General features: G+C 72.4%; 23 protein-coding genes. 14 read left to right on the top strand and 9 right to left on the bottom strand.

Annotated features, from left to right (window positions below):
• Positions 1 to 51 precede the first annotated feature (51 nt).
• Positions 52 to 729 carry a potassium channel family protein gene (locus HF995_RS03640; RefSeq protein ID WP_168446409.1) on the bottom strand — a complete coding sequence of 226 codons (678 nt, stop codon included), beginning with the start codon at positions 727 to 729 and terminating at the stop codon, positions 52 to 54.
• Positions 722 to 2,098, bottom strand: a complete 1,377-nt coding sequence (locus tag HF995_RS03635) for a TrkH family potassium uptake protein (protein WP_168446408.1) — start codon at positions 2,096 to 2,098, stop codon at positions 722 to 724. Before HF995_RS03635 ends, HF995_RS03640 begins: the two co-directional genes overlap by 8 nt.
• A 115-nt stretch (positions 2,099 to 2,213) precedes the next feature.
• Here HF995_RS03635 and HF995_RS03630 point away from each other — a divergent pair, with 115 nt between their 5' ends.
• The 4 genes from HF995_RS03630 (at position 2,214) to HF995_RS03615 (ending at position 4,506) form a co-directional block, all read left to right on the top strand.
• Entirely contained in the window at positions 2,214 to 3,398 is a 1,185-nt protein-coding gene (locus HF995_RS03630; protein ID WP_168446407.1) for an acetoin utilization protein AcuC, read from the top strand.
• 140 nt (positions 3,399 to 3,538) lie between these two features.
• Complete coding sequence (locus HF995_RS03625) at positions 3,539 to 3,745, top strand: helix-turn-helix domain-containing protein (protein WP_168446406.1); 207 nt, start codon at positions 3,539 to 3,541, stop codon at positions 3,743 to 3,745.
• A gap of 110 nt (positions 3,746 to 3,855) precedes the next feature.
• Positions 3,856 to 3,954: a 30S ribosomal protein bS22 gene (locus HF995_RS03620; RefSeq protein WP_003792170.1), complete on the top strand. Its 99-nt coding sequence runs from the start codon at positions 3,856 to 3,858 to the stop codon at positions 3,952 to 3,954.
• Between the two features lie 66 nt (positions 3,955 to 4,020).
• Entirely contained in the window at positions 4,021 to 4,506 is a 486-nt protein-coding gene (locus HF995_RS03615) for an SRPBCC family protein (RefSeq protein ID WP_168446405.1), read from the top strand.
• 34 nt (positions 4,507 to 4,540) lie between these two features.
• Here HF995_RS03615 and HF995_RS03610 read toward each other — a convergent pair whose 3' ends face one another.
• Positions 4,541 to 5,437, bottom strand: a complete 897-nt coding sequence (locus tag HF995_RS03610; protein ID WP_168446404.1) for an HAD family hydrolase — start codon at positions 5,435 to 5,437, stop codon at positions 4,541 to 4,543.
• Between the two features lie 38 nt (positions 5,438 to 5,475).
• Between HF995_RS03610 and HF995_RS03605 the strand changes: the two genes are divergently transcribed.
• Positions 5,476 to 5,763, top strand: coding sequence for a glutaredoxin family protein (locus tag HF995_RS03605; RefSeq protein ID WP_168446403.1), 288 nt, complete (start codon positions 5,476 to 5,478; stop codon positions 5,761 to 5,763).
• A complete protein-coding gene (locus tag HF995_RS03600) occupies positions 5,760 to 6,386 on the top strand; it encodes a redox-sensing transcriptional repressor Rex (protein ID WP_168446402.1) in 627 nt (208 codons plus the stop codon). The genes HF995_RS03605 and HF995_RS03600 overlap by 4 nt, the downstream gene beginning before the upstream one ends.
• Before the next feature lie 62 nt (positions 6,387 to 6,448).
• Here the strand turns inward: HF995_RS03600 and HF995_RS03595 are convergent, their stop codons facing one another.
• Positions 6,449 to 6,994 (bottom strand): YceI family protein, encoded by a 546-nt coding sequence (locus tag HF995_RS03595; protein WP_168446401.1) that lies wholly within the window; start codon positions 6,992 to 6,994, stop codon positions 6,449 to 6,451.
• Between the two features lie 163 nt (positions 6,995 to 7,157).
• Between HF995_RS03595 and HF995_RS03590 the strand changes: the two genes are divergently transcribed.
• Genes HF995_RS03590 through ccsB form a run of 5 tightly spaced genes read left to right on the top strand, consistent with a single transcriptional unit; the run spans position 7,158 to position 12,018 of the window.
• Positions 7,158 to 7,838, top strand: a complete 681-nt coding sequence (locus HF995_RS03590) for a histidine phosphatase family protein (protein WP_168446400.1) — start codon at positions 7,158 to 7,160, stop codon at positions 7,836 to 7,838.
• A 7-nt stretch (positions 7,839 to 7,845) separates the two neighbouring features.
• The gene (locus tag HF995_RS03585; RefSeq protein ID WP_350308718.1) at positions 7,846 to 8,448 is read left to right on the top strand and encodes a TlpA family protein disulfide reductase; all 603 of its coding nucleotides are present in this window, start codon (positions 7,846 to 7,848) and stop codon (positions 8,446 to 8,448) included.
• Positions 8,448 to 9,284 carry a cytochrome c biogenesis CcdA family protein gene (locus HF995_RS03580; RefSeq protein ID WP_168446977.1) on the top strand — a complete coding sequence of 279 codons (837 nt, stop codon included), beginning with the start codon at positions 8,448 to 8,450 and terminating at the stop codon, positions 9,282 to 9,284. Before HF995_RS03585 ends, HF995_RS03580 begins: the two co-directional genes overlap by 1 nt.
• Positions 9,281 to 10,984, top strand: a complete 1,704-nt coding sequence (resB, locus tag HF995_RS03575) for a cytochrome c biogenesis protein ResB (RefSeq protein ID WP_168446399.1) — start codon at positions 9,281 to 9,283, stop codon at positions 10,982 to 10,984. The genes HF995_RS03580 and resB overlap by 4 nt, the downstream gene beginning before the upstream one ends.
• Complete coding sequence (gene ccsB / locus HF995_RS03570; RefSeq protein WP_168446398.1) at positions 10,981 to 12,018, top strand: c-type cytochrome biogenesis protein CcsB; 1,038 nt, start codon at positions 10,981 to 10,983, stop codon at positions 12,016 to 12,018. The genes resB and ccsB overlap by 4 nt, the downstream gene beginning before the upstream one ends.
• Before the next feature lie 98 nt (positions 12,019 to 12,116).
• Here ccsB and HF995_RS03565 read toward each other — a convergent pair whose 3' ends face one another.
• Positions 12,117 to 12,572, bottom strand: coding sequence for a PLDc N-terminal domain-containing protein (locus HF995_RS03565; RefSeq protein ID WP_168446397.1), 456 nt, complete (start codon positions 12,570 to 12,572; stop codon positions 12,117 to 12,119).
• A 32-nt stretch (positions 12,573 to 12,604) separates the two neighbouring features.
• On the opposite strand from HF995_RS03565, the gene HF995_RS03560 reads away from it, so the two are divergent.
• Complete coding sequence (locus HF995_RS03560; protein ID WP_168446396.1) at positions 12,605 to 12,862, top strand: DUF4229 domain-containing protein; 258 nt, start codon at positions 12,605 to 12,607, stop codon at positions 12,860 to 12,862.
• 17 nt (positions 12,863 to 12,879) lie between these two features.
• Here HF995_RS03560 and HF995_RS03555 read toward each other — a convergent pair whose 3' ends face one another.
• Complete coding sequence (locus tag HF995_RS03555; RefSeq protein WP_168446395.1) at positions 12,880 to 13,749, bottom strand: 1,4-dihydroxy-2-naphthoate polyprenyltransferase; 870 nt, start codon at positions 13,747 to 13,749, stop codon at positions 12,880 to 12,882.
• 35 nt (positions 13,750 to 13,784) lie between these two features.
• Entirely contained in the window at positions 13,785 to 15,059 is a 1,275-nt protein-coding gene (locus HF995_RS03550) for an AMP-binding protein (protein ID WP_350308716.1), read from the bottom strand.
• A gap of 91 nt (positions 15,060 to 15,150) precedes the next feature.
• Between HF995_RS03550 and HF995_RS03545 the strand changes: the two genes are divergently transcribed.
• The gene (locus tag HF995_RS03545) at positions 15,151 to 16,233 is read left to right on the top strand and encodes a DUF3048 domain-containing protein (RefSeq protein ID WP_350308715.1); all 1,083 of its coding nucleotides are present in this window, start codon (positions 15,151 to 15,153) and stop codon (positions 16,231 to 16,233) included.
• A gap of 128 nt (positions 16,234 to 16,361) precedes the next feature.
• Complete coding sequence (locus tag HF995_RS03540) at positions 16,362 to 16,601, top strand: hypothetical protein (RefSeq protein WP_168446394.1); 240 nt, start codon at positions 16,362 to 16,364, stop codon at positions 16,599 to 16,601.
• Between the two features lie 74 nt (positions 16,602 to 16,675).
• On the opposite strand, the gene HF995_RS03535 is transcribed toward HF995_RS03540, so the two are convergent.
• Both HF995_RS03535 and HF995_RS03530 read right to left on the bottom strand, forming a co-directional pair.
• Positions 16,676 to 17,524: an aldo/keto reductase gene (locus HF995_RS03535; protein ID WP_168446393.1), complete on the bottom strand. Its 849-nt coding sequence runs from the start codon at positions 17,522 to 17,524 to the stop codon at positions 16,676 to 16,678.
• A gap of 75 nt (positions 17,525 to 17,599) precedes the next feature.
• A complete protein-coding gene (locus HF995_RS03530) occupies positions 17,600 to 18,574 on the bottom strand; it encodes a 1,4-dihydroxy-2-naphthoyl-CoA synthase (protein WP_168446392.1) in 975 nt (324 codons plus the stop codon).
• Positions 18,575 to 18,633 lie beyond the last annotated feature (59 nt).

The raw sequence follows: 18,633 nt of genomic DNA, 5'->3' as shown, positions 1-18,633 counted from the left end.
AGGGTCAGGTCTGGCTGAGGCGAAGGCCAGACCTGGCCCTCGCTCGCGCCCTCAGGGGCGCGCCGCGAACCGCTCGAGCAGCTCGGCGTGCCCGGAGACGACGAGCATGTCGTTCGCCGAGATGCGGGTCTGGGGCGTCGCGTAGATGAAGTCCTGCCCCGGCGGCTTCACACCGATCACGGTCACGCCGTAGCGTGCGCGCACCTTCGACTGCTCGATCGTGAAGCCCTGCGTCTCCTTCGGCGGGCGCATCTTGACGATCGTGAAGCCGTCCTCGACCTCGATGTAGTCCATGAGCTTGCCCGAGACGAGGTGCGCGACGCGGTTGCCTGCGTCGGCCTCCGGGAACACGATGTGGTGCGCACCGATCCGCTGGAGGATGCGGCCGTGCTCCGCGGAGACGGCCTTCGCCCAGATCTGCGGCGTGCCGATGTCGACGAGGTTGCCCGTGATGAGGACGGACGCCTCGAGCGACGAGCCCACGCCCACGACCGCGACCGGGAAGTCCCGTGCGCCGAGCTGCTCGAGCGCCTCGGGGTTGGTCGCGTCGGCCTCGACGAGCGGCAGCCGCCCCGTCCAGTGCTGGACCTGCGCGGCCGAGCGCTCGACCGCGAGGACGTCCTGCCCCAGACGGTCGAGGGTCGTCGCGATAGAGGCGCCGAAGCGCCCGAGACCGATGACGAGGACACCCGCGTCCTGGGTGCTCGCCGGTGTGTTCCTGTCAGCCAATGATGGGCCTCTCCTCGGGCAGCCGGATGACGCGACGGCGGTCGCGCAGGGCGAGGGCTGCAGCAAGAGTCATGGTGCCGGTGCGGCCCACGAACATCAACACGATGAGGACGTACTTGCCCTCTTCGGGGAGCAGATGGGTGACACCTGTCGACAAGCCGCACGTCGCGAAGGCGGAGATCGTCTCGAACAGCAGCACGTCGAGGGACCAGCCGGTGATCTCGAGGAGCACGAGCGTCGAGATCAGGACGGCCGTCGCGCCGATGAACGCGACCGCGATCGACAGTCGCAGGGTGTCGCGCGGGATGCGCCGGCCGTACGCCTCGATGTCGCGGTCACCGCGGGCCTCCGCGATGATCGCGAGCATGAGCACGGCGAGCGTCGTGACCTTGATGCCGCCTGCGGTCGACGCCGAGCCGCCGCCGACGAACATGAGCGCGTCCGTGATGAGCCAGCTCGACTCCTTCATCGAGCCCGTGTCGACGACCGAGAACCCGCCCGAGCGTGGCATGACGCCCGCGAACAGGGAGGTGAGCAGCTTGGCCGGCCACCCGAGGGGGCCGATCGTCTCGTCGTTGCGCCACTCGAACGCTGCGAACAGGACCGCGCCGAGCGCGACGAGCGCGCCCGACACGGTGAGCGTGAGCTTCGTGTGCAGGTTCCACCGGCTCGCGCGACGGCCGACGCGCGCGATGTTGAGGATCACGGGGAAGCCGAGGGAACCGATGAACACGCCCAGGATGATCGGCAGGAGCAGCAGCCAGTCGCCCGCGTGGGGGACGAGCCCCTCAGCGGTGGGGATGAACCCGGCGTTGTTGAACGCGGACACGGCGTAGAACACGGAGTGCCAGAGCGCCTCGCGGAACGTCTCGTGGAGCGCGAGGAAGCGCGGCAGGAGGAGGGCCGCGATGACCGACTCGAGGGTGAGCGACGTGATGACGACGACGCGGATGAGCGAGCCGACCTCGCCGAGCCGTGTCGTCTTCGTCTCCGACGCGGTCAGGAGCCGTTGCGTGAGGCCGATGCGCCGGGAGACCGCCGCACCAAGGATCGACGCGAGGGTCATGACGCCGAGACCGCCCACCTGGATCCCGGCGAGGATGACGGCCTGGCCGAACACCGACCAGTAGGTGCCGGTGGGGACGGTCACGAGACCGGTCACGCACACCGCGGACGTCGCGGTGAAGAACGCGTCGACGAACGGGGCGCGTACGCCGCTCGAGGTCGCGGCGGGAAGGTTGAGGAGGGCCGTGAACACGGCGATCACGCCGGCGAACGTGATGAGCGCGAGGCGGGCAGGGGAGCGGCGGGCGATACGGTCGACGAGCTCCCGTCCGGCCCACAGCGGTGCCGACAGCTTCGGCGCCATCGGTCACCTCCCTCTCCGTGCGGCGTACTGGCCTATGGTGCCACCTCCGCGGCTGCGCGGTGGGTGACTTGGACGTGCCGCGCCGTCGAGCACGCCGCGCGCTAGCGTGACGGTCATGGCGGTGACGGTGCACGTGGCGTGGGCTGCGGACCTGCTCGGCTACGACTTCGGTCCGGGGCACCCGATGGCGCCCTTGCGCCTGCACCTGACGATCGAGCTCGCGCGCGCCCTCGGGGTGCTCGACGCGGACGGGGTCGTGGTCGCGGACGCCGGCATCGCCCCGGACCCCCTCCTCGGGACGGTCCACACCCCTGAGTACGTCGCGGCGGTCCACGCGGCGTCGGGCGGCGTGCGCGACCTGCACCGCGGGCTGGGCACGCAGGACGACCCGCTGTTCGCAGGCATGCACGACGCCGCCGCGCGCATCGTCGCGGGCACGTGCGCGGCGGCCCGCGCCGTCTGGCGCGGCGACGCCCTGCACGGGGTGAGCGTCGCGGGCGGCATGCACCATGCGATGCCGGACGCGGCGTCGGGGTTCTGCGTCTACAACGACGCCGCTGTCGCGATCCGCGCGCTCCTCGACGACGGCGTGGAGCGCGTCGCGTACGTGGACCTCGACGCGCACCACGGGGACGGCGTGCAGAAGGTGTTCTGGGACGACCCGCGGGTGCTGACCGTGTCGGTCCACGAGAGCCCTGCGACGCTCTTCCCGCACACGGGCTACCCGACCGAGACCGGCGGCCCGCGCGCGCCCGGGAGCGCGGTCAACGTCGCGCTCCCGGCGCGCACGGGACCCGCGGGCTGGCTGCGCGCGATCGACGGCGTCGTGCCCGAGGTCCTCATGGACTTCCGGCCGCAGGTCCTCGTGACGCAGCACGGCTGCGACGCCCACGCGCACGACCCCCTCTCGTCGCTGCGCGTCAGCACGGCTGCGCTGCGCGCCGCCGTGCGGCGCATGCACGCCCTCGCGCACCAGCTGTGCGACGGCCGGTGGGTCGCGCTGGGAGGCGGGGGCTACGCGGTCGTCGACGTCGTGCCGCGCGTGTGGGCGAGCCTCCTCGCCGAGGCCGCGCACGTGCCCGTGCCTGCGCACACCCCGCTCCCCGAGGAGTGGCGTGAGCGCGTGCGCCGGGAGGTCGGCGCCGAGCCGCCCGCGGTCATCGACGAGGACGGGGACGAGCAGCACGCGGACCCGTCCTGGTCCGGCCGGTACGACCCGGCCGACGGTGTCGACCGCGCCGTCATGGCGACGCGGTCCGCGGTCTTCCCGCTGCTCGGGCTGCACCCCGAGGCGTACTGACGGGCAGGTGGGGTGTCCTTCCTGGGAGGGTGAAGCATCTTCCCTCGTGAGTCGCGCAGGGCCTAGAGTGTGCTGCACGCGCGGCCCAGGCTGTGCGTCCGCAGACCCACCTGACCAGGTTCGACACGAGGAGCGCTTGCATGTCTGACGCCGCCGCGAGGCCTCGCTTCCTCACCGTCGCCGAGGTGGCCGACGAGATGCGTGTGTCCCGCATGACCGTCTATCGCCTCGTCCACTCGGGCGAGATCCCGGCGGTCCGGGTCGGCAAGTCGTTCCGCGTGCCCGTCGAGGCGCTGCAGCAGTACCTCGGTGGGGCTCAGGACCTGCGGGACCTGAAGTCCTCCTGACACCTGTGTCGCGGGCAGGGTGCGGCAGGGGTTAGACTGGCGGACGGACTTTCCGAGCGCGGTGCCTCCCGGTGTGCCGTGCAAGCTACCGATCGACATTGCGAGGACCCGTGGGCTCCGTTATCAAGAAGCGTCGCAAGCGTATGGCGAAGAAGAAGCACCGTAAGCTGCTTCGCAAGACGCGCCACCAGCGTCGCAACAAGAAGTAAGGACGCCGCGGCGCCCTCATGCGTAGAGCCCTCGTTCCCTCGGGACGGGGGCTCTTGCTGCGCCTGGTGACTGGCGGAGGGCACTCGGCCGAGGATGCTGACCGCCCCGCAGTGCCGCGGGTCGTCCGCCGCCGGGTGGTCGAGGCGGGGGTCGACGACGTCTGGGCGCTCGTGGGCAACCTGCGCGAGCACGAGCGGCTGATCCCGCTCACGAAGATCGCGGCTCCGGACCGGACGGTGCGCGCAGGGGACCGCGTCGTCGCGGTGTCTGCGCGGTTCGTGGTCGACCGGATGAGCGTGCTGGCGGTGCGTGAGACGCAGCGGGGGGCGCGGTGGGCCGAGCTCGAGAAGACTGGACCGCTGCTCGCGGGTCGCGCGCACGTCGCCGTTCGGCCGTGCGGGCCGCGGAGCACGCTCGTGGTGTGGGCCGAGGACGTGACGTTCGCGCCGCTGGCAGGTTCGGTGGCGGGGCGGCTGGCCGACGCCGTCCAGGACATCGTCTTGACGGCGATGTGCGACCTTGCGCTCGCCCGCCTGGCACGCCTGGTGTGAGCCTGAGCGCGGGCCCCGGGTCTGGTGCCACTGGTCAGCGGCGCGAGATCGCGCGGCGGGCGGAGCGCAGCACGAGCGAGATCGCCCAGGCGGCGCCTGCCGCGCTGGCCGTCTTGACGCCCCTCTTCGCGAGGCGGCGCTTGCCGCGGAACTCCCGCACGGGCCAGCCGACGTCCTTCGCGTGGCGCCGCAGCCGCGGCTCCGGGTTGATCGCGCACGGGTGGCCCACCGAGCTGAGGATCGGGATGTCGTTCGCCGAGTCGCCGTACGCGTAGCAGTGGGCGAGGTCGAGGCCGAGCCGGTCCGCGAGCTCGCGCGCCCCGGCCTCCTTGCTCTCGCCGTGCATCATCTCGCCGACGAGACGCCCCGTGTAGACGCCGTCCTTGTGCTCCGCGATCGTCGCGAGCGCCCCGGTCGCGCCGAGGTGTCGGGCGATGAGCTCGCCGATCTCGATGGGCGTCGCGGTGATGAGCCATACCTGGTGGCCCGCCGCGAGGTGCGCGTCGAGGATCTTGCGCGTGCCGGGGAAGATGCGCAGCGACAGGACCTGGTCCCACACCTCCTCGCCGATCGCGGTGACCTCGGCGACCGTGTGCCCCTTGATGATGCCGAGAGCGCGGTCGCGCACGGAGCTGATCTGCTCCTTGCTCTCGCCGAGCGCGATGAAGCGCCACTGCTGCAGCGCTGCGAAGACGAGGTCGCGGATCTTGAAGAAGTCACGGCGGTACAGGCCGATCGCGAGGTGGAAGGCGCTCGCGCCGCGGATGATCGTGTTGTCGACGTCGAAGAACGCGGCGATGCGTGTCGGGTCGACGGTCGTGCTCTCGACGGGGCTGGCCAGGTCGAGGGCCGCGTCGGCGGCGGCCTCGGCCGACTGCTCGGGAACCGGCTCGACCGACTCGTCTGCGGAGGGCTCGCGGGCGGTCGACATGTCGTCCACTCTAGCGAGACAGTCCGTACTGTTGCCGTATGGAACCGGTGACCACCTCGTCCGCCGGCGCAGCGCCGCGGGTCCAGCTGCTCGTTCGTGCGTCCTGCCACCTGTGCGACGACGCCCGGGAGGTCGTGTCGGCCGTGTGCGCCGAGGCGGGGGAGCGGTGGGTCGAGGTGGACGTCGATGGTGACGCGGAGCTCGTCGCGACGTTCTCCGACTACGTGCCGGTCGTCCTGGTGGACGGGGTGCAGCAGGCGTTCTGGCGGGTCGACGAGCGGCGTCTGCGCCGTGCGCTCGCTCGGCCGTCAGGGGTGGCGCGATGACGTCGACGGCGGTGCCGCCGCCGACGCTGACGCGGCTCCCCGTGTACGCCCGGGTCCTCGACGAACTCGTGCGGCGTGGTGTCGTGACGGCGTCGTCGGTCGAGCTGGCGGCGGCGGCGGGGGTCGAGCCTGCGCAGCTGCGTCGGGACCTGTCGCACCTGGGGTCGTACGGCAAGCGTGGTGTGGGGTACGACGTCGCAGAGCTGCGCGCGCACGTGCGTGGCGCGCTGGGCGTGGGGCGGCGTCGCGGCGTCGTGGTGGTCGGTGTCGGCAACCTGGGCCGGGCGGTCGCGAGCTATGCCGGGCTGGTGCCGCGTGGCTTCGAGGTGGTCGCGCTCGTCGACGTCGACCCGGCGGTGGTCGGCACGACCGTCGCCGGGGTCGAGGTCGCGGACCTCGCGGAGCTGCCCCGGCTCGTGGTGGAGCGGGACGTGTCGCTCGCGGTGCTGACGGTGCCGGGCGGGGCCGCGCAGGACGCGCTCGACGCGGTCGCGGCGAGCGGCGTGCGGTCGGTGCTGAGCTTCGCGCCGCGGGCGCTCTCGGTGCCTGACGGCGTCGCGCTGCGGAGCGTGGACGTCGCGGCCGAGCTGCAGATCCTGTCGTACTACCTGCCGCCCGTCTGAGGGCGGGCATGACGAAGGCCCGGCGACAGGGGGACGCCGGGCCTTCGTGCCTGTGCCGAGGATCAGGCCTTGACGGCGGAGACCTCGATGAGGATGGCGACCTTGTCGCTCACGAGCACGCCACCGGCCTCGAGGGCCGCGTTCCAGGTGATGCCCCACTCCTTGCGGGAGATGGTGACGGACGCCTCGAACCCGGCGCGGGAGGCGCCGAACGCGTCGACGGCGGAGCCGGTGTACTCGAGCGCGAGCTCGACGGGCTTCGTGACGCCGGCGATGGTGAGGTCGCCCGTGACGATGAAGTCGCTGCCGTCAGCCTTGACGGAGGTCGAGGTGAAGGACCAGGTCGGGTTGACGTCGGTGGAGAAGAAGTCGGCGCTCTGGAGGTGGGCGTCGCGGTTCGTGTCGCCGGTGCTCAGGGCGGTCGCGTCGAGCACGGCGGTGACGGAGGAGGTCTCGACGTCCTCGCCGATGACGATGGTGCCCTCGGTGACGGGGACGGTGCCGCGCACCTTGGAGATGCCCGCGTGGCGGACGGTGAAGCCGGCCTGGGTGTGCGAGCCGTCGATGGTGTAGGTGGCGGGGGCGAGGCCGGTGGGCAGAGCGGTCATGGTGTGTCTCCTGGGGTGTGCGACTAGGTCCATGCGGCTGCATTGATTGCCGCTTCAAGTTAATCTTCAACCACATCCGCCCGGAACGCAAGTGGTCACCACCACACGGTGCAGAGACGAGCACCACACCCGGCGCGAGCGGGAAGTTTGCGACACTAGGCCCATGCCTCAGACCACGGTCCACCTGATGCGCCACGGCGAAGTCCACAACCCCGAGGGGATCCTCTACGGGCGCCTGCCCGGGTACCACCTCTCCGAGCGCGGCTACGAGATGGCCGCCCGCGTGGCCAAGCACTTCGCCGGCGAGACGAGCGAGTCGACCCCGGCAGGGACCACCCCGGTACGGCGCGACATCACGCACGTCATCGCGTCGCCCCTCCAGCGCGCCCAGGAGACCGCGACCCCGATCGCAGCCGCGTTCGGGCTCGAGCTCGGCACCGACGAGCGGCTCATCGAGGCGGGCAACTACTTCGAGGGCAAGACGTTCGGCGTCGGCGACGGCTCGCTGCGCCACCCGCGGCACTGGCCCCGCCTCATCAACCCGTGGCGCCCCTCGTGGGGCGAGCCCTACAAGCAGCAGGTCGCCCGCATGCGCGCCGCGATCGAGGACGCCCGCAGGCTCGCGGAAGGTCACGAGGTCGTCCTCGTCTCCCACCAGCTCCCCGTGTGGATCACGCGCTCCTCGTACGAGGGCCGCCCGTACTTCCACGACCCGCGCAAGCGCGAGTGCTCGCTCGCGTCGGTGACCTCCCTGCGCTTCGACGGCGACCGCTTCGTCGGCCTCGACTACTCCGAGCCCGTCGCCGACCTGCTGCCGGGCGCGTCCAAGGTCGCAGGAGCCTGAGCCGGCCGTGAACGCCCGCCCCCACCCCGCCCGAGCCGCACGACGCGCGGTCGCCGCCGCCGTCGCGGCTCTCGTGCTGCTCGCCGGCTGCTCCTCCGCACCGGACGACGGGCCGACCCAGATCGCCGACCAGGGCTACCAGTCGGGCGACGGCTCGGTGCGCACGTGGGCCGCCGCCGAGCGCGGCCCCGCGCTCGAGCTCACGGGGACCGACTACACGGGCGAGGCGGTCGACGTCTCCGCGTGGCGCGGCGACGTCGTCGTCCTCAACACGTGGTTCGCTGCGTGCCCGCCCTGCCGTGTCGAGGCGCCCGTCCTCGCCGAGCTCGCGACGTCGCGAGCCGAGCAGGGGGTGCACGTCCTGGGCATCAACCGCACCGACGACGCTGGGGCGGCGCAGGCCTTCGAGCGCACCTACGAGATCCCGTTCCCGTCGGTCGACGACCGGTCGGGCGCCGCGACGTCGGCCCTCGAGGGCGTGGTCCCCGTCGCCGCGACCCCGACGACGGTCGTGCTCGACCGGCAGGGTCGCGTCGCCGCACGCGTCCTCGGGCTGCTCGACGCGACGACGATCGCCGCGATCATCGACGACGTCCTGGCCGAGACGTGATCGTCCTCGCGGACGCCGGGACGACGGTCTTCAGCGGCTCCCTCCTCCTCGCGCTCCCCATCGCCGTCCTCGCGGGGCTGCTGTCCTTCGCGTCGCCGTGCGTCCTGCCGCTCGTGCCCGGCTACCTCGGGTACCTGGGCGGCATGGCTGGTGCCGCCGACGCGCGGCGCGTGCGCGGGGCGGCAGCCGCCGCACCGACCGGCACCGCGCAGACCGACGACCAGACCGCCCCCGCGCAGACCGAGGAGCGCACCTCCGGCCGCGGCCGCGTCCTCGCCGGCGTCGGGCTCTTCGTCGCCGGCTTCACGGTCGTCTTCGTCGCGTACGGCATCCTCTTCGGCTCCGTCGGCGGGCTCCTGCGGCAGCACCAAGAGACGCTCACCCGCGTCCTCGGCGTCGTCGTGATCCTCATGGGGCTCGCGTTCGTCGGTCTCCTCGCACCGCTGCAGACCGACCGCCGCTTCCACCTCGCCCCCCGCGCAGGGCTGTGGGGAGCGCCGCTCCTCGGTTTCGTCTTCGGCCTCGGCTGGACGCCCTGCATGGGGCCGACGCTCGTCGCGATCAACGCGCTCGCCCTCGACCAGGGCACCGCAGGCCGCGGCGCCGTCCTCGCGGTCGCCTACTGCCTCGGGCTCGGCCTGCCGTTCCTCGCCGTCGCGCTCGGCCTCGAGTCGTCTGTGCGGCTCACCGCGTTCCTGCGCCGCCACCGTCTCGCCGTGATGCGCGTCGGAGGCGGCCTCCTCGTCCTCGTCGGCATCGCGCTCGTCACCGGGCTGTGGGGCTCCCTCACGCAGTCGCTCGCTGGGCTCGTCGGCGGATTCGAGACGGCGCTGTGAGCGGGTACCGCCCCGAGGGCATCGAGGACGCGTTCGTCGAGAACGGCTCCGCGCCCCTCCCGGCGCTCGGCGTCGTCGGCTGGATCCGCTGGACGTGGCGCCAGCTCACGAGCATGCGCGTCGCGCTCCTCCTGCTCATGCTGCTCGCGGTCGCAGCCGTCCCGGGCTCTGCGCTGCCGCAGCGCCCGCAGAACCCCGCAGCAGTCGAGCAGTACCTCGCGGACCACGCGACCGCAGGCCCGTGGCTCGACCGGATGGGCATGTTCGACGTCTACGCGTCGGTGTGGTTCTCCGCGATCTACATCCTCCTGTTCGTCTCCCTCGTCGGGTGCATCACGCCGCGCGTGCGCGCCCACTGGCGTGCCCTGCGCGCGAAGCCGCCGCGCACGCCGCGCCGCTTCGAGCGCTTCCCGGCACGCGCCGAGCGGGTCGTCGCCGCGTCGCCCGCCGACGTGGCCGACGCCGCGGCGGCGCACCTGCGCGGCCCCCGTTGGCTCCCGCGGTTCCGCGTCGAGCAGAGCACCGAGCCCGCCCCTGCGGGCGCGCCCGACAGCGTCGCGCACACCGTCTCTGCCGAGCGCGGCTACCTGCGCGAGACGGGCAACCTGCTCTTCCACCTCGCGCTGCTCGGGCTGCTCGTCTCGGTCGGTGTGGGCCAGGCGCTCGAGTACCGCGGGCAGGCGATCGTCGTGCAGGGCCGCGGCTTCGCCAACTCGGTCAGCGCCTACGACACGTTCTTCTCCGGCACGGCGTTCGACCCGGAGTCGCTGCACCCGTTCTCGATCACGCTCGACGACTTCGACGCAGAGTTCACCGAGGACGCGAGCCTCGCCGCGAAGGACTTCACGGCGCACGTCACCGTCCGCGACGACGAGCAGGCGCCTCGCCCCGAGACGATCAAGGTCAACCACCCGCTCGAGATCGGCGGCGCCAAGGTCTACCTCCAGGGCAACGGCTTCGCACCTGACGTCGAGGTCGTCGACGCCGACGGCAACGTCGCGTTCTCGGGGCCCGTCCCGTTCATCCCGGAGGACGCCGTCTACACGTCGCGCGGGGTCATCAAGGTGCCCGACGTCACGTCGGGCGACCAGATCGGCCTCGTCGGCTACCTCCTGCCGACCGCGCAGATGACCGAGGGCGGCCTTCGCTCGATCCACCCCGACCTGCGCAACCCCGTGCTCGTGCTCACCGTGTGGCGTGGCGACCTGGGCCTCGACTCCGGGATCCCGCAGAACGTCTACGAGCTCGACACCGACGCGATGATCCAGGTGGACGACGGCGACGAGCCGGCCACGATCCTGCTCTCGCCGGGCCAGAGCGTCGACCTGCCCGAGGGGCTCGGTCGCCTCACCTTCCGGGGCGGCCTGCCCGACGACCCGACCCAGACCGCGACGGGCGTCCCTCGCTTCGTCGCTCTCGACCTGCGGCACGACCCGGCGCTCACCTGGATCGCGACGTTCGCCGTCGCCTCCCTCGCCGGTCTCATGCTGTCTCTCTTCACGCCGCGCAGGCGAGTGTGGTTGCGCACCTGGACCGAGATGGTCGACGGCGAGGCACGTACAGTGGTGAGCGCAGCAGGCCTCGCGCGTACCGACGATGCCGGGCTCCCTGGCGAGGTCGACGCGATGCTTGACGCGGCGTCGGCCGCGATCCCGCCCCCCGGGGCTACGACGAACGACTCCGAAGGAGCCGACCGATGACCATCGGTGAGATCAGCGACATCCTCGTGTGGGGTGCAGCGACCGCGTACACGATCGCCATGGTGGCGTTCGCGATCGACATGGCGCGCCGCGCGGGCGCCCCCGTCGAGGAAGCAGCCCCGCAGCCGGCGCTCGCCACTGCGACGAGCGTCGCGTCCACCGCGATCACGCCGACGTCGATCACGACCCCCGGGTGGTCCGCGCGACCGGACTCGACGGTCGGCACGAGCGCGTCCGCGAACGCTGGTCGCGGCAAGGGCACACCGTGGGGCGCGTGGCGCAGCTCGAAGCCGCTCGGCATCGCGATGTCGACGCTGTGGCTCGGCTTCCTGTTCAACCTCGCCGGGATCGTCACCCGTGGCGTCGCGGCCGGCCGCGCGCCGTGGGCGAACATGTACGAGTTCACGCTCGTCGGCGCCTTCTGCACGGTCCTCGTCTTCCTCGTGATCCAGCAGCGCCTCGAGGTGCGCTTCCTCGGCATCTTCGTGACGATCCTGTCGGTCTCGGCGCTCATGGTCGCGCTCAACGCCTTCCACGTCGCGGCAGCGGGCGTGCAGCCGGCGCTGCAGTCCTACTGGCTCGTCATCCACGTGGGCATCGCGATCCTCGCGACCGGCGTCTTCGGGGTCGCGTTCGCCACCTCGGTCCTGCAGCTCCTGCAGGACTCGCGCGCGAACGGCTCCGGGGTGCTCGCGTCGTGGCACTGGCTCGACTCGGTGCCCCGGCCTGCGCAGCTCGAGGTGCTGAGCTTCCGCATCAACGCCGTCGGCTTCGTGATGTGGACCTTCACGATCATCGGCGGCTCCGTCTGGGCCGAGGACGCGTGGGGCCGCTACTGGGGCTGGGACCCCAAGGAGGTCTGGAGCTTTGTCATCTGGGTGGTCTACGCGGCCTACCTGCACGCGCGCACGACGCGCGGCTGGTCAGGGCGGCGCGCCGCATGGTTCGTCGTCGTCGGCTTCGCGTGCGTGCTCTTCAACTTCACCGGCGTCAACATCCTGTTCAACGGGAGGCACAGCTACTCGCAGATCTGAGCGGCGGCCAGACGACGAAGCGCCCGGCGGGACCTCACGGTCCAGCCGGGCGCTTCGTCGTCGTCGGGCCGTGCGTCAGGAGCCTCCCCGGCGGTGCCTCAGGAGCCCTGCGGGCTTGCGGGGTCTTCGTCGTCGGCCGCCGACGCGTCCCCGCCGGTCTCGTGGGACGGGCGCCCGTGCCGGTCGCCACGTCCGTGGCCGTGCTCGTGCCGACGTTCGCGCGCCGCACGACGCCGCTCCTGCTCGAGCCGCCACAAGAACTCGGGGTCGTCGTCCGGCGCGACGGGACCGCCGGCCCGCGGCGCAGCGCCCGGGGCGGCCGTCGGGCGCGCGCCGGGCTGGCGTCGCGGACCTGACGCCCCGGCCCGCGCGCGCCGCGTCTGGCTCGACAGGGCGAACCACGCGATCGCGCCGAAGCCGGGGAGCAGGAGGATCAGGATGAGCCACAGGCCGCGCGGAAGACCGCGACGGTCCTCGTCCTCCGCGTTCCACGCGTCCGTCGCCGCGTACACGGTGAGGGCGATCACGGCGAGCGTCAGAAGTACTCGGGGCATGCCTCCCAGGGTAGACGCCTAGGCTGGGAGGCATGCCCGTCGTCCTGTACTCCCTCTACCGGCTCCTGCTCCTCGCGGCGTGCGTCGGCCTGCTCTCCGTCGCGGGATTCCGCGGCTGGCTGCTCCTGCTGGTGGCGGTCGTCATCGCGCTGCTCGCCTCTCCGGTGCTGCTGCGCGGCCCGAGAGACCTCGCTGCGATCTACCTCGCCGAGCGCGCGGAGGCCCGCCGCGCGGCAGCAGGCAAGCCGTCGCGCGACGAGGCCGACGAGGACGCCGAGGCCGAGGGCTGAGGCAGGCGCCGCCCCTCTCAGAGGGCGAGCGAGAACCCGAGGAGCATCCCGAACGCGAGCTCGAACAGGCCCGTCCCGCCGAGCACCGGTACGAGGAGCCGCCCGCGAGCGCCTGCGAGCACGGGCAGCGTGAGGAGCGTCGCAGGGAACGCGAGGAGCACGACCGACAGCGCCCACGGCGTCGTCAGCGCGCACAGCACGCCGAGGAGCATCGCGCCCCAGATCATCGCGCAGTAGGCGCGGCGCGCCCGGTGGTCGCCGAGGCGGACGGCCAGCGTCCGCTTGCCCGCGACGTGGTCGGTCGGGATGTCGCGGATGTTGTTGACCATGAGGATCGCGCACGCGATGAGGCCGATCGCGACAGCGCCGAGGACTGAGGCCCACGAGATGCGTCCGGCCTGCGTGTAGGTCGTGCCGAGCACGGCGACGAGGCCGAAGAACACGAAGACGAACACCTCGCCGAGTCCCATGTACCCGTACGGACGCTTGCCGCCCGTGTAGAACCACGCGGCGACGATCGCTGCGGCGCCCACCGCGAGCAGCCACCACTGTCCGGACAGCGCCACGAGGCCGAGCCCCGCGAGCGCGCCGACGCCGAGCGAGGCGAACGCTGCCGCCCGCACCTGGGAGGGGCGCGCCGCGAGCGACCCTGTCAGCCGCATCGGCCCGACCCGGTCAGCGTCCGTGCCACGGATCCCGTCGGAGTAGTCGTTCGCGTAGTTGACGCCGACCTGCATCGCGAGCGCGACGAGGAGCGCGAGCGCGGCGGCACCCGCGTGGAACGAGTCGAGCTGGGCGGCGGCACCCGTGCCGACGAAGACCGGCGCGGCAGCGGCGGGCAGCGTGCGCGGGCGGGCACCGGCGATCCACTGGCGGGGGGTGGCCATCGTTCTCCTCAGGTCGGCGGGACGACCGTACGAGCCTAGTTCCTCACGGGGGCGTCGGGCCCTGCGGCTGCGGCCCACGCCTCGGCGGCGAGGCGTGCGAGCTCGGCGCGGTCGGGCTTGCCGGGGCCGCGCAGCGGGAGCGCGTCGACGACGCGCAGCGTGCGCGGCGCCGCCGCGGTGCCGAGAACCTCGCGGACGTGGGCGCGCACGTCGTCGAGCGTCGGTGCCTCGCCGGGCGCGGTCGCGATCGCGACGACCGCCTGCCCCCACTGGTCGTCGGGCGTCCCGACGACGGCGACCTCACCGAGGCCGCCCCAGCCGGTCAGCGCGGCCTCGACCGCGCCGGTGGAGACCTTCTTGCCGCCGGTCACGACGACGTCGTCGGCGCGGCCCAGGACCGTGAGCGTGATCTGCATCGTGTCCTCGGACAGCTCGAGCTCGCCCAGGTCCTCCGTGCGCAGCCAGCGGCCGCCGTGGATGTCGATGAACGGTCCGTCGGCATCGTCCTCGCCGAGGTAGCCGCGCGCGAGCACGCGGCCCGACAGCAGGACGCGACCCGTCGGGTCGGTGCGCACGCGCACCCCGCGCAACGGCACGCCGTCGTACACGCAGCCGCCGCACGTCTCCGACATGCCGTACGTCATGACGACGCGCACGCCGGCGGCCTCGGCGCGCGCCCTGAGGTCGGGGTGCAGCGCCGCCCCTCCGACGAGGACCGCGTCGAATGAGCGGAGCGCCGCGACCGCCGCATCGCCCTCGGGCGTGCTGTCGTCGAGCAGCCGGTGCAGCTGGGTGGGGACGAGCGACGTGAGGCGCAGCAGGGCCTGCCCCCCGATCGGGGCGGCGTCGTCCATGCGGCGCACCGCCTCGACGAACGTGTCGGGACGGAACGGACCTGGTGCGACCGTGGTCACGTCCGAACCTGCGACGACCGCGCGCAGCACGACCTGCAGGCCCGCGACGTGCGTCGTCGGGAGGGCGAGCAGCCAGCGGCCGTGACCGCCGAGCCGCTCGGCGGTCGCCTCGGCTGACGCGCGCAGGGCGTCGGCCGTGAGCATGACGCGGCGCGGGCGGCCGGTCGAGCCGGACGTGCCGACGACGACGGCGACGTCGTCCGGGACGTCCGGGAGCTGCTCGGTCCCGGGCTCCGCAGCTTCCGCGAGGACCGCTGGCCCGGAGCCGTCGAGGGCGCCGCGGAGCAGCCGCACGAGCTCGGCGACGTCGTCGTGCGGCGCGGCGGCGACCGCCCCGGTCGTGGAGGACGTGCGCAGAGCACGGGCGGAGGGGACGTGGATCAACGGTCGGTTCACCCCCTCACGGTAGACGGGGTCGTAGGCTGGTGGGCGCAGCAGAACCCGGCCTGTGGCGGTCGGGCATCGAACCTCCCGGGAGATCAAGACCGTGCAACTCACCGCTCACTCCGCCGCGCGCGCCAGCGTGCGTGGCTCGCTGGCGTTCGTCACCGTCGCAGCCCTGGCCCTCGGCCTCACGGCCTGCTCGGGCTCGGAGGACCCGGTCCCCACGCCGACCGTGACGGTCGACCCGGACGTCGACGCCGACAAGAACGCCGCTCCCGAGCCTGTCGTGCCGATCGTCTGGCCGCTCACGGGTGTCGCGGTCGAGGAGGTCCCGGCGCGTCCTGCGATCGCGGTCAAGGTCGAGAACACCGCTGCGGCGCGTCCGCAGAGCGGCCTCGAGGACGCCGACATCGTCTGGGAGACGATCGTCGAGTACGAGGTGTCGCGGTTCATCGCGGTGTTCAACTCGAGCTTCCCGAAGGAGGTCGGGCCGGTCCGTTCGGCGCGTCCTGTGGACCTGCGCGTCGTGACGCCGGCCAACCCGCTGTTCGTCTTCTCGGGCGCGCAGAAGAAGATGGTCCAGCGCATCGCGAAGTCGGACGTCCAGGCGATCTCGCACGACGCTGGTGCTGCGGGCCTGTCCCGCTCGAGCGCTCGCCGTGCCCCGCACAACGTCTACGCGAACCTCAAGACGATCATCAAGGCAGCGGACGCCGAGCACTCGGCCGCTCCCGCGCAGCAGTTCACGTACGCGGCCGACGCTGCCACGGCCAGCGCTGCGGCGACCGGGACGGACACGAAGACGATCTCCCTCAACATGTCCGCCGCGGCCAAGCCGTCGTGGCAGTGGTCGAAGGACGCGTGGAAGCGCTCGGAGGGCAGCGCCAAGGCGATGAACGCCAAGGGCGACCAGCTCCAGGCTGTCAACGTCGTCGTGATCGAGGTCAAGCAGATCGACTCCGGCCTCAACGCGCAGGGCGGCACGATGGTCCCCGACAACGTCCTCGAGGGTCGCGGCAAGGCGCTCGTGGCGACCGGCGGCAAGACTCTCGAGGTGGAGTGGGTCAAGAAGGACAAGAAGACGCCTCTGACGCTCGAGAAGGACGGTCAGCCGATCAACCTTGCTCCGGGCAACACCTGGGTCGAGCTGATGCCGAAGGGCACGGGCTCCTACAAGCTGAGCTGACGCGGAGGCGCGCACGCGCCGTACGCCTGCGGTATGACGACGCCGTACCCCGCCCGGGGTACGGCGTCGTCGCTTCTCGAGCCTGGGGGCCGACGCGGTGGGGTGGCCCGGCGAACGAGGGTAGAGCCATGGCTACCACGCACCCGCACCCCGGCATCCCGACCTTCTCCCGCTCGCGCGACGAGCGCAGCACCCGCGACGTCCCGCCGTCGTTCCCTCCCGCGGATGTCGACGACGACGCGGACGGCTGGAAGACGTCGACCGCGCCGACCGCGTTCGCGGTCGCGATGCTCACCGCGCTCGCGACCGCGCTCGCGGTCGGGCTGCGCGAGATCGTCTCCCTCGCTGGCGCGATCCTCGGAGCATGACGCGACCTCCCGCGTCACGGGTGTGACGGGGAGGTCGCTGTCTGGGCTGCCGCTCGCGCGGCCCGGGCTCCTGGTCAGTCGCGGTACTGCGTGAAATCCGCGGTTGCCGGGTCGGCGCCGAGGCGGTTGCCAGCCTCGAGCGCGTCGATCGCGGCGACGTCGGCGGCCGCGAGCTCGAAGCCGAGGACGTCGATGTTGGAGCGGATGCGCTCGGCCGTCACGGACTTGGGGATGACGATGCGGCCGGCCTGCAGGTGCCAGCGGAGCACGACCTGCGCGGGGGAGACGCCGAGACGCTGAGCGGCGTCGACGACGGCGGGAGCCTCGAGGTCGGCGCCGCGCCCGAGCGGTGAGTAGGCCTGCACGGCGATGCCGTGGTCGCGGGTGGCGGCCTGGAGGTCGGCCTGCTGGAACGTGGGGTGCACCTCGATCTGGTTGACCGAGGGAACGATCTGCGTCTCGGCGACGAGGCGGTCGAGGTGCTCGGGCAGGAAGTTGGACACGCCGATCGAGCGGACGAGGCCGTCAGCCTGGAGCTTCTCGAAGGCGCGCCACGTCTCGACGTAGAGGTCGAGCGAGGGGACGGGCCAGTGGATGAGGAACAGGTCGACGTACTCGAGGTCGAGGGCGGCGCGGCTCGCCTCGAACGCGGCGAGGGTCTTGTCGTAGCCCTGGTCGCCGTTGCGGAGCTTGGTGGTCACGAAGATCTCGTCGCGGGGGAGGTCGGTCGCGCGCAGCGCGGCGCCGACGCCCTCCTCGTTGTAGTAGCCGGCCGCCGTGTCGATGTGGCGGTAGCCGGCGGCGAGCGCATCCTCGACGATGCGCTGCGTGTCCTCCTCGGGGACCTGGAAGACGCCGAGCCCGAGCTGGGGGATCTCGACGCCGTCGTTGAGGGTGATCGTGGGGATCTGGGGAGTCGTCATCTCCCCATGATGCGCCTGCTGCGGGCGCGGGTCGAATCGATACGAACCACGATCGACCCGGTTTCGAGGCTCGGATCAGAAGTAGTACGGGAACCCTGACCAGTCGGGGTCCCGGCGCTCGAGGAACGCGTCGCGTCCCTCGACGGCCTCGTCGGTCATGTAGGCGAGGCGCGTGGCCTCGCCGGCGAACACCTGCTGCCCGGCCAGGCCGTCGTCGGCGAGGTTGAAGGCGAACTTGAGCATGCGGATCGCCTGGGGCGACTTGGTCGCGATGAGGCGCGCGTACTCGAGCGCGAGGTTCTCGACGTCCGCATGGTCGGCGACCTCGTTGACCGCGCCCCACTCGTACGCGTCCTGCGCGGAGTACTCGCGGGCGAGGAAGAACACCTCGCGGGCGCGCTTCTGACCGACCTGCCGCGCGAAGAGCGCGGACCCGTAGCCGGCATCGAACGAGCCGACGTTCGCGTCGGTCTGCTTGAAGCGCGCGTGCTCGCGGCTTGCGATGCTCAGGTCGGCGACGACGTGCAGCGAGTGCCCGCCGCCCGCGGCCCATCCGTTGACGACGGCGATGACGGGCTTGGGCATCGTCCGCATGAGGCGCTGCACCTCGAGGATGTGCAGGCGCCCCGCCTGGGCGGGGTCGATCGCGTCGGCGGTGACGGCGTCGTTGTCCGTGACGTAGCGGTAGCCGTCGCGGCCGCGGATGCGCTGGTCGCCGCCGGAGCAGAAGGCCCAGCCGCCGTCCTTGGGGGAGGGGCCGTTGCCGGTGAGGATCACGGCGGCGACGTCGGAGCACATGCGCGCGTGGTCGAGGACGCGGTAGAGCTCGTCGACGGAGTGCGGGCGGAAGGCGTTGCGGACCTCGGGCCGGTCGAACGCGACGCGCACGACGGGCAGGTCGCGCTCGTCCGTGACCGCGCCGTCGTCGCCGAAGGTCCGCTCGACGCCGCGGTGGTACGTGATGTCGGTGAGGCCCTCGAAGCCGACGATCGTGCGCCAGCGAGTGGGGTCGAACGTCTCGGAGACCTGGGCGGGGAGGGGCGTGACCATGCGGCCAGGCTATCGGTCGGAGTGCCGGCGGTGGGACACGCCGGGACGCACCGACGAAG

The sequence above is a fragment of the Sanguibacter hominis ATCC BAA-789 genome, from assembly GCF_012396185.1.
Taxonomy (GTDB): Bacteria; Actinomycetota; Actinomycetes; order Actinomycetales; family Cellulomonadaceae; genus Flavimobilis; species Flavimobilis hominis.
This window is presented reverse-complemented; position numbering and strand designations above follow the sequence as displayed.